At 41.7% G+C, this 11,931-nt stretch carries 17 protein-coding genes and 2 other annotated features; all 17 genes read left to right on the forward strand.

Annotated elements, in window-relative coordinates; all coding sequences use genetic code 11:
• Positions 1–13 precede the first annotated feature (13 nt).
• The 17 genes from ispD (at position 14) to MKY18_RS00685 (ending at position 11,900) form a co-directional block, all read left to right on the forward strand.
• Positions 14–703, forward strand: a complete 690-nt coding sequence (ispD, locus tag MKY18_RS00605; protein WP_034665643.1) for a 2-C-methyl-D-erythritol 4-phosphate cytidylyltransferase — start codon at positions 14–16, stop codon at positions 701–703.
• 3 nt (positions 704–706) lie between these two features.
• The gene (gene ispF / locus MKY18_RS00610) at positions 707–1,183 is read left to right on the forward strand and encodes a 2-C-methyl-D-erythritol 2,4-cyclodiphosphate synthase (RefSeq protein ID WP_003216928.1); all 477 of its coding nucleotides are present in this window, start codon (positions 707–709) and stop codon (positions 1,181–1,183) included.
• A gap of 94 nt (positions 1,184–1,277) precedes the next feature.
• Complete coding sequence (gene gltX / locus MKY18_RS00615; RefSeq protein ID WP_044139661.1) at positions 1,278–2,729, forward strand: glutamate--tRNA ligase; 1,452 nt, start codon at positions 1,278–1,280, stop codon at positions 2,727–2,729.
• Positions 2,729–2,960: a binding site (T-box leader), on the forward strand. (Overlaps the previous gene by 1 nt.)
• An 81-nt stretch (positions 2,961–3,041) precedes the next feature.
• Positions 3,042–3,695, forward strand: a complete 654-nt coding sequence (cysE, locus tag MKY18_RS00620; RefSeq protein ID WP_012008691.1) for a serine O-acetyltransferase — start codon at positions 3,042–3,044, stop codon at positions 3,693–3,695.
• Positions 3,692–5,092: a cysteine--tRNA ligase gene (gene cysS / locus MKY18_RS00625; protein WP_065097643.1), complete on the forward strand. Its 1,401-nt coding sequence runs from the start codon at positions 3,692–3,694 to the stop codon at positions 5,090–5,092. The genes cysE and cysS overlap by 4 nt, the downstream gene beginning before the upstream one ends.
• A 3-nt stretch (positions 5,093–5,095) precedes the next feature.
• Positions 5,096–5,527 (forward strand): Mini-ribonuclease 3, encoded by a 432-nt coding sequence (locus MKY18_RS00630; RefSeq protein ID WP_003217007.1) that lies wholly within the window; start codon positions 5,096–5,098, stop codon positions 5,525–5,527.
• Positions 5,511–6,260 carry a 23S rRNA (guanosine(2251)-2'-O)-methyltransferase RlmB gene (gene rlmB / locus MKY18_RS00635; RefSeq protein ID WP_003217141.1) on the forward strand — a complete coding sequence of 250 codons (750 nt, stop codon included), beginning with the start codon at positions 5,511–5,513 and terminating at the stop codon, positions 6,258–6,260. Before MKY18_RS00630 ends, rlmB begins: the two co-directional genes overlap by 17 nt.
• Before the next feature lie 2 nt (positions 6,261–6,262).
• A complete protein-coding gene (gene rae1, locus MKY18_RS00640) occupies positions 6,263–6,775 on the forward strand; it encodes a ribosome-dependent mRNA decay endonuclease Rae1/YacP (RefSeq protein WP_044139659.1) in 513 nt (170 codons plus the stop codon).
• 63 nt (positions 6,776–6,838) lie between these two features.
• Positions 6,839–7,495 (forward strand): RNA polymerase sporulation sigma factor SigH, encoded by a 657-nt coding sequence (sigH, locus tag MKY18_RS00645; protein WP_003217132.1) that lies wholly within the window; start codon positions 6,839–6,841, stop codon positions 7,493–7,495.
• Positions 7,496–7,571: 76 nt separating this feature from the next.
• Complete coding sequence (gene rpmG / locus MKY18_RS00650) at positions 7,572–7,721, forward strand: 50S ribosomal protein L33 (protein WP_012008694.1); 150 nt, start codon at positions 7,572–7,574, stop codon at positions 7,719–7,721.
• A 35-nt stretch (positions 7,722–7,756) separates the two neighbouring features.
• On the forward strand, positions 7,757–7,933 hold the full coding sequence (secE, locus tag MKY18_RS00655; protein ID WP_003216942.1) for a preprotein translocase subunit SecE: 177 nt from the start codon (positions 7,757–7,759) through the stop codon (positions 7,931–7,933).
• A 170-nt stretch (positions 7,934–8,103) separates the two neighbouring features.
• Positions 8,104–8,637 carry a transcription termination/antitermination protein NusG gene (gene nusG / locus MKY18_RS00660; protein WP_003217197.1) on the forward strand — a complete coding sequence of 178 codons (534 nt, stop codon included), beginning with the start codon at positions 8,104–8,106 and terminating at the stop codon, positions 8,635–8,637.
• A gap of 171 nt (positions 8,638–8,808) precedes the next feature.
• Entirely contained in the window at positions 8,809–9,234 is a 426-nt protein-coding gene (gene rplK, locus MKY18_RS00665; protein WP_003216956.1) for a 50S ribosomal protein L11, read from the forward strand.
• Between the two features lie 99 nt (positions 9,235–9,333).
• Entirely contained in the window at positions 9,334–10,032 is a 699-nt protein-coding gene (gene rplA / locus MKY18_RS00670; RefSeq protein WP_065097642.1) for a 50S ribosomal protein L1, read from the forward strand.
• A 48-nt stretch (positions 10,033–10,080) separates the two neighbouring features.
• Positions 10,081–10,221, forward strand: a sequence feature (ribosomal protein L10 leader region).
• Positions 10,222–10,290: 69 nt separating this feature from the next.
• Entirely contained in the window at positions 10,291–10,791 is a 501-nt protein-coding gene (gene rplJ / locus MKY18_RS00675; protein ID WP_003217048.1) for a 50S ribosomal protein L10, read from the forward strand.
• Between the two features lie 41 nt (positions 10,792–10,832).
• Entirely contained in the window at positions 10,833–11,198 is a 366-nt protein-coding gene (gene rplL / locus MKY18_RS00680) for a 50S ribosomal protein L7/L12 (RefSeq protein WP_003216952.1), read from the forward strand.
• A gap of 96 nt (positions 11,199–11,294) precedes the next feature.
• Positions 11,295–11,900, forward strand: coding sequence for a class I SAM-dependent methyltransferase (locus tag MKY18_RS00685; RefSeq protein WP_044139657.1), 606 nt, complete (start codon positions 11,295–11,297; stop codon positions 11,898–11,900).
• The last annotated feature ends 31 nt before the right edge of the window (positions 11,901–11,931 follow it).

Below are 11,931 nucleotides of genomic sequence, written 5' to 3' on the forward strand. Positions count from 1 at the left end.
AGGGAGAACGAACATGTATTATGAAGTAGTTATTCCGGCTGCGGGGCAGGGGAAACGAATGAAGGCCGGCCGCAATAAGCTTTTTATTGAGCTGAAAAGAATGCCGGTCATTATTCATACACTAAAGGTATTTGACGCTCATTCGCAATGCAAACGCATGATCCTAGCGATCAATGAAGAGGAGCGTCAAGACTTTGAAAGGCTACTCAAGGTACACGCTTTTCAAACGCCTGTTTCACTTGTCACTGGCGGTGAAGAACGTCAGCAAAGTGTATACGAAGGATTAAAGGCTGTGAAAGATGCGGACATCGTGCTTGTTCATGATGGGGCAAGGCCTTTTATTAAGCATACACAGATTGACTTGCTCGTTAAAGCAGCGATTGAAAAAGGCTCCGCAGTTGTAGCGGTACCAGTGAAAGACACAATCAAACGCGTTCAAGAAGGCAAAGTGGAACAAACCATTGAACGTCAGAGCTTGTGGGCAGTCCAGACCCCACAAGCTTTTCGTCATTCTATTTTAAAAGAGGCGCATGAATATGCAGAGCGGACCGGTTTCCTTGGAACAGACGACGCCAGTCTTGTGGAACAATTACATGGTGAAAACGTGTATATTGTCCAAGGAGATTACACCAATATTAAGCTGACGACACCGGATGATTTATTGGTTGCCAAGGCAATTATGGATGCGGAAAGAGGGTACTAGATCATGTTGAGAATAGGACAAGGCTTTGATGTACATCAATTAACAGAGGGGAGACCTTTGATTATCGGCGGGGTCACCATCCCTTATGAAAAGGGGCTGCTTGGGCATTCAGACGCTGATGTACTGCTTCACACAGTGGCAGATGCCTGCCTAGGTGCGATTGCTGAAGGAGATATCGGCAGACATTTCCCAGACACAGATCCTGAGTTTAAGGATGCGGATTCTTTTAAATTACTGCAGCATGTGTGGGCACTAGTAAAGGAAAAAGGCTACACACTTGTGAATATTGATTGCACCATCATGGCGCAAAAGCCCAAAATGGCACCTTACATTCAACCAATGTGTGAGAAGATTGCTGAAGCGCTTGAGGCAGATGTCACACAGGTGAATGTGAAAGCAACAACGACAGAGAAACTCGGATTTACAGGAAGAGGCGAAGGAATTGCCTCTCAGGCAACGGTGCTTCTTCAGAAAAAGTAAAACTCATTTTGATGAGAATGAGATTTGATGATAAAATACGTTTATAAAAAATTGGTGTCAGACAACATGATGCAGATGAAAGGAAGTTAAACTCATGGGAAATGAAGTGCGTGTTCGTTATGCACCGAGTCCAACTGGTCATTTACATATTGGGAATGCTAGAACGGCTCTTTTCAACTATTTGTTCGCACGCAGTCAAGGCGGCAAATTTATTATTCGAATCGAAGATACGGATCAAAAGCGTAATGTAGAAGGCGGAGAAGAAAGCCAGCTTCGCCACCTGCAATGGCTCGGTATTGAGTGGGATGAGAGCATTGATAAAGATGGCGGCTACGGCCCTTACAGACAATCAGAGCGTAATGATATTTATAAAAAGTATTATGACGAGCTGCTAGAGAAGGACTTGGCGTATAAGTGCTATTGTACGGCTGAAGAGCTAGAGGAAGAGCGTGAAGCACAAATCGCCCGCAGTGAAATGCCTCGATATTCTGGTAAATGCAGTCATTTATCAAAAGAAGAAGAGGACAAGCTGATTGCTGAAGGAAGAGAGCCAAGCATCCGCTTCCGAGTGCCAAAAGGAGAAATCATCAAATTTGACGACATGGTCAAAGGCGATATTTCATTTGAGACAGACGGCATCGGTGACTTTGTCATTGTGAAGAAAGATGGGACGCCAACTTATAACTTCGCTGTAGCAGTGGATGATTATTTGATGAAAATGACTCACATTCTCCGCGGAGAGGATCACATTTCGAATACGCCTAAACAAATCATGATCTTCAATGCATTTGGCTGGGATGTTCCGCTATTCGGACATATGACGCTGATTGTGAACGAGAACCGCAAGAAATTAAGCAAGCGTGATGAATCCATTATTCAATTCATCGAGCAATATAAAAACTTGGGCTATTTACCAGAAGCCCTGTTCAACTTCATTGCACTACTTGGATGGTCTCCAGTGGGCGAAGAAGAACTGTTTACAAAAGAGCAATTCATCGACATTTTCGATGTAAACCGACTTTCTAAGTCACCAGCTCTATTCGATATGCATAAACTAAAATGGGTGAATAACCAATACGTGAAAGCACTTGATCTTGATCAGGTTGTTGCGTTAACACTTCCGCATCTTCAAAAGGCAGGCAAGGTAAGCGAGCAGCTATCGGATGAAGAAAACACGTGGGTGCGCAAGCTGATTGCTCTGTATCACGAACAATTAAGCTATGGAGCAGAAATTGTTGAGTTAACAGAGTTGTTCTTTAAGGAGCAAATTGAGTATAATCAAGAGGCAAAGGAAGTTCTAGCAGAGGAGCAAGTACCAGAAGTCATGGCATCTTTTGCTGGTCAGCTTGAACGACTTGAATCTTTCACACCTGATGAAATCAAGGCTGCTATTAAAGCGGTACAAAAAGAAACAGGGCATAAAGGCAAGAAACTATTCATGCCAATTCGTGTGGCTGTCACAGGACAAACGCATGGCCCAGAACTTCCGCAAAGTATTGAACTACTAGGTAAAGAAACGGTATTAAACCGCATTAAACAAATATAAGGAAATCGTTGCGAGGGAGAAGTACAATGTTTTCGTCCATCACAGAAAGAGTCTTCACTGGCTGAAAGAGACTTATGGGCAAATGTTGGAAATGCACCCTCAAGACCCTTGAGGAACACGAGTACGTTAGTATGCAAGGGCGGTACCCTCCGTTATGGGATTAAGTTGAGAAGGCTGCGAAATGAGGGCTTTCTAAACAGAGTGGAACCGCGTTTTCAAAACGTCTCTGTCATATGGCAGAGGCGTTTTTTATTTGTCAAAAAAAGAGAGCAAGTCCGAAGAGAGATTGATGGGGAAGAACGGGGGGAGCATGTGTTTTTCAAAATGCTGAAAGAAGATATTGATACTGTGTTTGATCAAGATCCTGCTGCTAGAAGCTATATTGAAGTAGTGCTAACCTATTCAGGGCTTCATGCGATTTGGGCTCATCGTATCGCGCATGCATTTTATAAGCGGAAGCTGTACTTTCTTGCGCGGATCATTTCTCAGGTCAGCCGGTTTTTCACAGGGGTGGAAATTCACCCTGCGGCAACCATTGGCAGGCGCTTCTTCATTGACCACGGCATGGGAGTGGTGATTGGGGAAACATGTGAAATTGGAGACAACGTCACTGTTTTCCAAGGCGTGACATTAGGGGGAACAGGGAAAGAAAAGGGAAAGCGGCACCCGACCATTTTAGACGATGCGCTCATTGCGACAGGTGCAAAGGTGCTTGGTTCCATTACAGTCGGAAAAGGAGCCAAGATTGGAGCGGGATCGGTCGTGTTAAAGGACGTACCCGACCATTCCACCGTTGTCGGTATACCTGGGCGAGTCGTCGTTCAAAATGGTAAGAAAATCAATCGTGATCTCAATCATCAAGATTTGCCAGATCCAATTTCCGATCGTTTCAAAGAATTGGAACGAGAAATGGAAAAGCTAAAAGGTGAGCTGGCTTCATTGAGCAGAAAGGAAGAACAATCATGACAATCAATATTTATAATACATTGACACGTAAGAAGGAAGAATTTGTCCCGCTTGAGCCAGGAAAGGTCAAGATGTATGTGTGCGGACCAACCGTTTATAACTACATTCATATCGGGAATGCAAGGCCTGCTATTGTTTATGACACTGTACGTAAGTATTTAGAATACAGCGGCTATGATGTGAACTTTGTCTCAAACTTTACAGATGTGGATGATAAACTCATCAAAGCAGCCAATGAACTCGGGGAAGATGTCCCGACGATTGCTGACCGTTTTATTCAAGCCTACTTTGAAGACGTCAGTGCACTAGGCTGCAAAAAAGCTGACCTTCACCCGCGAGTGACGGAAAATATGGATGATATCATTGCATTTATTGCGACATTGATTGAAAAAGGCTACGCATATGAAGCAGATGGTGACGTGTATTACAGCACACGCTCATTTGAAGGCTACGGAAAGCTTTCTCACCAGTCGATTGATGAACTGAAGACAGGTGCCCGTATTCGTGTAGGTGAGAAGAAACGAGATGCGCTGGACTTTGCTTTATGGAAGGCTGCAAAGGACCAAGAAATCTCATGGGATAGCCCGTGGGGCGAAGGACGCCCAGGCTGGCACATCGAATGCTCGGCCATGGTTAAAAAATATTTAGGTGATACGATCGATATCCATGCAGGCGGACAGGATTTAACCTTCCCTCACCATGAAAATGAAATCGCTCAATCTGAGGCTTTGACTGGGAAACCTTTTGCAAAGTATTGGATGCATAACGGATATATTAATATTGAGAATGAAAAAATGTCAAAATCACTTGGCAACTTTGTGCTCGTGCACGACATTGTGAAAGAACAAGATCCTGATGTACTTCGATTCTTTATGTTGTCGGTTCACTACCGACATCCAATTAACTATTCAATGGACTTACTAGAGAGCACAAAGAGTGCGTTTAACCGACTCAAAACGTCGTATGCTAATTTACATCATCGCCTTGAAAGCAGCACGAATATGACAGAAGACAATGCTGAATGGCTGGCGAAGGTGGAAGAGCAGCGAGCGACATTTATTTCTGAAATGAATGATGACTTCAATACGGCAAATGCGATCTCTGTTTTATTCGAACTTGCGAAACAGGCGAATTATTATATGGAAAATGATCATACTTCGGAGGAAGTGATCAAGGCATTTATCGGCTTGTTCCAAGAAATCACGTCTGTTCTTGGCTTCTCATTAGAAGAAAAGCATACGCTTGACGAAGAAGTAGAAGCGTTAATTGAAAAACGCAATGAGGCTAGAAGAAATCGTGATTTTGCGCTATCTGATCAAATTCGTGACCAGTTAAAGAGCATGAATATTGTATTGGAGGACACTCCTCAAGGTACTCGCTGGAAAAGAGGAGAATAGGTCATGTTGAATTTTGAAAAGCTGAAAGACGGTAAACAGTTGAATGGACTTGCGCTTGCTTATATGGGTGATGCCATTTTTGAAGTCTACGTGAGGCATCACCTCCTCCAAACGGGGGCGACAAAACCAAATGAGTTGCACAAACGAGCAAGCAAAATTGTTTCAGCTAAATCTCAGGCAGCTATTTTATTTACGCTTCAGCAGCAAGGCTTTTTCACTGAAGCAGAAGAAGCGGTGCTGAAAAGAGGAAGAAATGCAAAATCAGGCACAGTGCCTAAAAACACAGACGTGCAAACGTATCGTTATAGCACGGCGTTTGAAGCGCTCATGGGTTATTTATTTATTGAAAAGCAGGACGAACGCTTAGAAGAGCTGATTAGTCAGGCGATTGAAATCGGAACGTCAGGGAGGAAGACAAATGAGTCAGCAACATGATTATGTGATTGGGAAAAATGCAGTGATTGAAACACTGAAGTCAGATCGGGAGTTATACAAGCTCTGGATGGCAGAAAACACTGTAAAAGGACAAGCCCAGCAGGTCATTGAACTCGCAAAAAAACAAAATATCACCATTCAGTATGTTCCGAGGAAAAAGCTTGATCAAATGGTCACAGGTCAGCACCAGGGAATCGTTGCACAAGTAGCAGCATATGAATATGCAGAATTGGACGATCTATATCAAATCGCTGAACAGCGGAATGAACAGCCATTTTTTCTTATCTTAGATGAAATTGAAGACCCGCATAATTTAGGTTCCATTATGCGTACAGCAGATGCTGTAGGTGCACACGGGATTGTGATTCCGAAAAGGAGAGCGGTCGGCTTAACGACAACCGTTGCCAAAGCATCCACTGGGGCAATTGAACATATTCCTGTTGCCAAAGTCACCAATCTTTCAAGAGCTCTTGATGAGATGAAAGAAAGAGGAATCTGGGTCGCAGGAACAGATGCGTCTGCCAAACAGGATTATAGACAATTTGATGGCACGATGCCACTTGCTCTCGTGATTGGCAGTGAAGGAAAAGGGATTGGCCGATTGATCAAAGAAAAGTGTGATTTTCTGATTAAGCTGCCTATGGCCGGAAAGGTCACTTCGTTAAACGCATCAGTTGCCGCTAGTCTATTGATGTATGAAGTGTATCGAAAACGTTATCCGTTAGGAGAATAGAGATGGACATCCTCTTAGTCGATGGATACAACATGATAGGTGCTTGGCCACGGCTGCAGCACTTAAAGGAAAACAGCTTTGAAGAAGCCAGAGACATACTGATTCAACATTTAGCAGAATATCAAGCATACACAGGGTATCGAGTCATTGTCGTATTCGATGCCCATATGGTCAAAGGAATCGAAAAAAAGCGGATCAATCACCGAGTAGAGGTCATCTTTACAAGAGAGAATGAAACAGCTGATGAGCGGATTGAAAAGCTTGCCCAGGATTTGAATAATATTCGGACGCAGATTCATGTGGCGACCTCAGACTTTACAGAACAATGGGCAATCTTTGGACAAGGAGCTCTTCGAAAGTCGGCTCGAGAGCTTTTAAGAGAGATTGAAGTGATCGAACGAAAGATTGAAACGAGAGTCAAAAAGATTACTTCTGATAAACCAGCATCTAAGATTGAATTGTCAGAAGATGTATTGAAAACGTTTGAAAAATGGCGGCGTGGGAATCTAGAATAGCTTGACGATATTTCAACCATTAATGTATAATATTTCTATCTAGGTGCGGTCGGGGGGATCGAAGTGAATCTAAACAACAGCAAGGATAAATCCATCAGAGAGCAATTTTGCCAGTTGGAAGATGAACAAGTCATTGAAAGGGTTCATGTCGGAGATAGTGATGCGCTAGATTACTTAATAACAAAATACCGCAATTTTGTACGTGCAAAAGCAAGATCTTATTTCTTGATTGGAGCGGATCGAGAGGACATTGTCCAAGAGGGGATGATCGGACTTTATAAGTCTATCCGCGATTTCAGAGAGGACAAGCTTACTTCATTTAAGGCTTTTGCAGAATTATGTATTACCCGCCAAATTATCACCGCAATTAAAACAGCTACTCGCCAAAAACATATCCCGTTAAATTCCTATGTATCATTAGATAAGCCAATATATGATGAAGAATCAGACAGAACATTGTTGGACGTCATTTCCGGTGCTAAAGCGCTTAACCCAGAAGATTTAATCATTAGCAAAGAAGAATTTGATGATATCGAAATGAAGATGGGTGAACTACTAAGCGAGCTGGAAAGAAAGGTTCTTGTGCTTTACCTTGATGGCAGATCCTATCAAGAGATTTCTGAAGATTTAAACCGTCATGTGAAATCAATTGATAACGCACTCCAAAGAGTAAAGAGAAAATTAGAGAAATATTTAGAGCTTCGCGAGATTAGTCTCTAATCAAACCTATATTGACAGCTTTTTCGACACTGTGATAAGGTACTAAGGAAATGATGTCGAGAAAATAGGTGTAAATATGAGGAAAAAGATCACTCTAGCCTGTAAAGACTGCGGAAGCCGCAATTATACGACAATGAAAAGTGATGCTTCAGCAGCTGAAAGATTAGAAGTTAAGAAATATTGCAAGACTTGTAATTCACATAAAACACATTTAGAAACGAAGTAAGATTTGCGTTCTTTAATCTGTGGAGGTCTTTTACAATGCGTATTATCAGTTTCTTAAAAAGTGTCGGGAAAGAAATGAAGAAGGTCAGCTGGCCAAAGAAAAACGAAATGATTCGTTACACAATCACTGTTATTTTAACAGTCGTATTCTTTGCAATCTTTTTCTCTTTTCTTGATATAGGAATCTCACAATTAATCGAATTAATTCATTAATACTTGAATAATGGTCTGCTGAACGTGCTATAATAGATCATAATATGACTTGCCAAAAAACCCGTTTTACGGGTTTTTTCAATTGCTTGAAAATATTTACCGGTACTCGAGATTCGTCAAATAGACATTACGAAATGTGGGGAGGGAAGGACTAAATAGTCCTGAACGAAATGGAAAAGAATTGGTATGTTGTGCATACGTACTCTGGCTATGAAAATAAAGTAAAAGCGAACTTGGAAAAGCGTGTTGAATCAATGGGCATGCAAGATAAGATCTTCCGCGTCGTCGTACCAGAAGAAGAAGAAACAGATATTAAAAATGGTAAGAAAAAAGTTGTTAAAAAGAAAGTGTTCCCTGGCTATGTCCTAGTGGAAATCGTGATGACAGACGACTCTTGGTATGTTGTTCGTAATACACCAGGTGTCACAGGATTCGTTGGATCAGCTGGATCAGGCTCAAAGCCGACTGCGCTTTTGCCAGGCGAAGCTGAAACCATTCTAAAAAGAATGGGTCTTGAAGAACGCAAAACAGAAATCGACTTTGAATTGAAAGAAACAGTCAAGGTCATCGACGGACCATTTGCGAACTTCACAGGTTCTATCGAAGAGATTGATTACGATAAAAGCAAAGTCAAAGTATTCGTTAATATGTTTGGTAGAGAAACACCCGTGGAACTTGAGTTCACGCAGATCGATAAATTGTAATTCAAAAGAGCTTGAAATGAGTGTATAGAAGTGGTAATATAGCAAAGGTACGTCTTGAGTTCGCTCAAGATCGCTAGCTAGTTATTTCGTCATTCATATAAAGAATGAAGTTGTTGAGTGGGAGGGGGATTCCCCTATTACCACATCACGGACTTTAAGGAGGTGTGTCTCGTGGCTAAAAAAGTAGTTAAAGTTGTTAAATTGCAAATTCCTGCTGGAAAAGCTAACCCAGCTCCACCAGTTGGACCTGCACTAGGTCAAGCCGGTGTTAATATCATGGGATTCTGTAAGGAGTTTAATGCTCGTACAGCTGACCAAGCTGGTCTTATCATTCCTGTTGAAATTTCGGTTTTTGAAGACCGTTCATTTACATTTATTACTAAAACTCCACCTGCTGCAGTTTTACTTAAAAAAGCAGCTGGTATTGAGTCTGGTTCTGGTGAACCTAACCGTAATAAAGTGGCAACTGTTAAGCGTGATAAAGTACGCGAAATCGCGGAAACAAAAATGCCTGACTTAAACGCTGCTAGCGTTGAATCAGCTATGCGCATGGTTGAAGGTACTGCACGCAGTATGGGTATTGTCATCGAAGATTAATTTATTGTCTTGTTGGGTTGCGAGTTTGGTTTTGACAAGTTCGCAACCCTTATTCGTGGGAGGTTATTCCGCTAAAACCACATAAGGAGGATTTTTATAATGGCTAAAAAAGGTAAAAAGTATGTAGAAGCTGCTAAGCTAATCGAACGTACTAAAGCGTATGATGTAGCTGAAGCTGTTTCTCTTACAAAAAAAGCAAATACAGCGAAATTTGATGCGACTGTAGAAGTTGCTTTTCGTTTGGGCGTAGACCCTCGTAAAAACGACCAACAAATCCGCGGTGCAGTTGTACTTCCTAACGGAACTGGTAAAACTCAACGCGTTCTTGTGTTCGCTAAAGGCGAAAAAGCAAAAGAAGCAGAAGCTGCTGGAGCAGACTATGTTGGAGATTCTGATTACATCGCTAAAATCCAACAAGGCTGGTTCGATTTCGATGTAATCGTTGCAACACCTGACATGATGGGTGAAGTTGGTAAGATCGGTCGTGTACTTGGACCAAAAGGTCTTATGCCAAACCCTAAAACAGGAACTGTTACATTCGAAGTAGAAAAAGCAATCAATGAAATCAAAGCTGGTAAAGTAGAATACCGCGTTGATAAAGCTGGTAACATCCACGCGCCAATCGGAAAGGTTTCTTTCGAGGACGAAAAGCTTGTTGAGAACTTTGCAACAATCTATGACACAATCCTTAAAGCAAAACCTGCAGCGGCTAAAGGTGTATACGTGAAAAACGTTTCTGTTACATCTACTATGGGCCCTGGCGTGAAAGTGGATCCATCTTCTTTCTCTGCAAAATAAATCTTGACTTATCACAAACATTTTGATAATATCAAAATGTTGTAAAATAGAATATGTCCATTTATACCGTAGACAGCAGGGGCCTTATGGCTTAATTAACCCGCCGAGGTGTATATGTCACAGTCTTACGTTAACGTATGCTTGTATATACAGCCTCCATGTCTTAATGGAGGCTTTTTATATGGAGAACCGTTCGTTAGGAACGTGATGGCCTGATCGGTATAAGTGTTACACAAACAATGTACAGGAGGTGTAACCATGAGCAATGCAATCGATACAAAAAAAGTTGTCGTTGATGAAATTACTTCTAAATTTAAAGATAGTATGTCTACTGTAATTGTAGATTACCGCGGTCTTTCAGTTTCTGAAGTGACTGAACTTCGTAAACAGCTTCGTGACGCTGGCGTAGAATTCAAAGTTTACAAAAACACTTTGACTCGCCGTGCAGTTGAACAAGTTGAACTAACAGGTTTAAACGATTTCTTAACAGGTCCAAACGCTATCGCATTCAGTAACGAAGATGTTATCGCACCTGCGAAAATCATCAACGAATTTGCGAAAAGCCACGAAGCTTTAGAAATCAAAGCTGGTGTCATCGAAGGAAACGTAGCGACTGTAGAAGAAGTGAAGGCTCTTGCGGAACTTCCGTCTCGCGAAGGCTTACTATCTATGTTGCTTAGCGTTCTTCAAGCTCCAGTTCGTAACCTTGCTCTTGCTACTAAAGCAGTTGCAGATCAAAAAGAAGAACAAGGCGCTTAATGCGTACTTAACGTAAAAAACTTAAAATGGAGGAATTACAAATGGCTTTAAATATCGAAGAAATCATTGCTTCAGTTAAAGAAGCAACTGTACTTGAGTTAAACGACTTAGTAAAAGCAATCGAAGAAGAATTTGGCGTAACTGCTGCTGCTCCTGTAGCTGTAGCTGCAGCTGGTGGTGCCGCTGCTGAAGAGAAAACTGATTTTGATCTAGTACTTGCTGGTGCTGGAGACCAAAAAATCAAAGTTATCAAAGTGGTTCGTGAAATCACTGGTCTTGGCTTGAAAGAAGCTAAAGAACTTGTTGACAACACTCCAAAACCACTTAAAGAAGGTATTGCTAAAGAAGAAGCTGAAGAACTTAAAGCTAAGCTTGAAGAAGTTGGCGCTTCTGTAGAAGTTAAGTAATCTTCGCCTAATCTTTTGGGAAAGCTCGCTTTTACTGGCGAGCTTTTTCTTTTCTATTCTCCTGAAACGATTGAATCCAGAGGAGGTCCATTCACCATGAGTGACCACTATTATACGGAAAAGCCATCAGTGAAAAGCAATAAACAGACATGGGACTTCACCTTGAGAAACCGTACCTTTACTTTTACAAGTGACAGTGGAGTGTTTTCTAAGAAAGAAGTCGACTTTGGTTCGAGGCTTTTAATTGAAGCTTTTGAAGAACCTGACGTGGATGGCGATGTCTTAGATGTCGGTTGCGGTTATGGACCGATTGGCTTATCGTTAGCAAACGAAATGACGAGCCGCACCATTCATATGATTGATGTGAACGAAAGAGCAGTCGAACTTTCAAAGGAAAACGCTAAACATAATCGCATTGATAATGTCCGCATCTATCAAAGTGATTTGTTCTCGAATGTTCATTCATCAGCTGCTTTTGCCTCTATACTGACCAATCCCCCAATACGGGCAGGGAAGAAAGTTGTACATGCGATCTTTGAAAAAAGTGCTGATCATTTATTGCCGGAAGGTGAGTTGTGGGTGGTTATTCAGAAAAAGCAGGGCGGACCATCTGCGATTGAGAAATTAGAACAGCTTTTTGGAGAAGTCGAAGTTGTATTGAAAAAAAAGGGCTACTATATTATCAAAGCTAAAAAAGTTTGACGCAGTTTCCTAGCTGTGTTAACATTATAAA

The organism is Bacillus sp. FSL R7-0672 (assembly GCF_038601465.1).
GTDB lineage: Bacteria > Bacillota > Bacilli > Bacillales > Bacillaceae > Bacillus > Bacillus pumilus.

What these genes read in the sequence shown, in the direction of transcription:
- ispD (WP_034665643.1), top strand. Translation starts at nt 14, where the DNA reads ATGTATTATGAAGTAGTTATTCCGGCTGCGGGGCAGGGGAAACGAATG.
- ispF (WP_003216928.1), top strand. Translation starts at nt 707, where the DNA reads ATGTTGAGAATAGGACAAGGCTTTGATGTACATCAATTAACAGAGGGG.
- gltX (WP_044139661.1), top strand. Translation starts at nt 1,278, where the DNA reads ATGGGAAATGAAGTGCGTGTTCGTTATGCACCGAGTCCAACTGGTCAT.
- cysS (WP_065097643.1), top strand. Translation starts at nt 3,692, where the DNA reads ATGACAATCAATATTTATAATACATTGACACGTAAGAAGGAAGAATTT.
- MKY18_RS00630 (WP_003217007.1), top strand. Translation starts at nt 5,096, where the DNA reads ATGTTGAATTTTGAAAAGCTGAAAGACGGTAAACAGTTGAATGGACTT.
- rlmB (WP_003217141.1), top strand. Translation starts at nt 5,511, where the DNA reads ATGAGTCAGCAACATGATTATGTGATTGGGAAAAATGCAGTGATTGAA.
- rae1 (WP_044139659.1), top strand. Translation starts at nt 6,263, where the DNA reads ATGGACATCCTCTTAGTCGATGGATACAACATGATAGGTGCTTGGCCA.
- rpmG (WP_012008694.1), top strand. Translation starts at nt 7,572, where the DNA reads ATGAGGAAAAAGATCACTCTAGCCTGTAAAGACTGCGGAAGCCGCAAT.
- secE (WP_003216942.1), top strand. Translation starts at nt 7,757, where the DNA reads ATGCGTATTATCAGTTTCTTAAAAAGTGTCGGGAAAGAAATGAAGAAG.
- nusG (WP_003217197.1), top strand. Translation starts at nt 8,104, where the DNA reads ATGGAAAAGAATTGGTATGTTGTGCATACGTACTCTGGCTATGAAAAT.
- rplA (WP_065097642.1), top strand. Translation starts at nt 9,334, where the DNA reads ATGGCTAAAAAAGGTAAAAAGTATGTAGAAGCTGCTAAGCTAATCGAA.
- rplJ (WP_003217048.1), top strand. Translation starts at nt 10,291, where the DNA reads ATGAGCAATGCAATCGATACAAAAAAAGTTGTCGTTGATGAAATTACT.
- rplL (WP_003216952.1), top strand. Translation starts at nt 10,833, where the DNA reads ATGGCTTTAAATATCGAAGAAATCATTGCTTCAGTTAAAGAAGCAACT.
- MKY18_RS00685 (WP_044139657.1), top strand. Translation starts at nt 11,295, where the DNA reads ATGAGTGACCACTATTATACGGAAAAGCCATCAGTGAAAAGCAATAAA.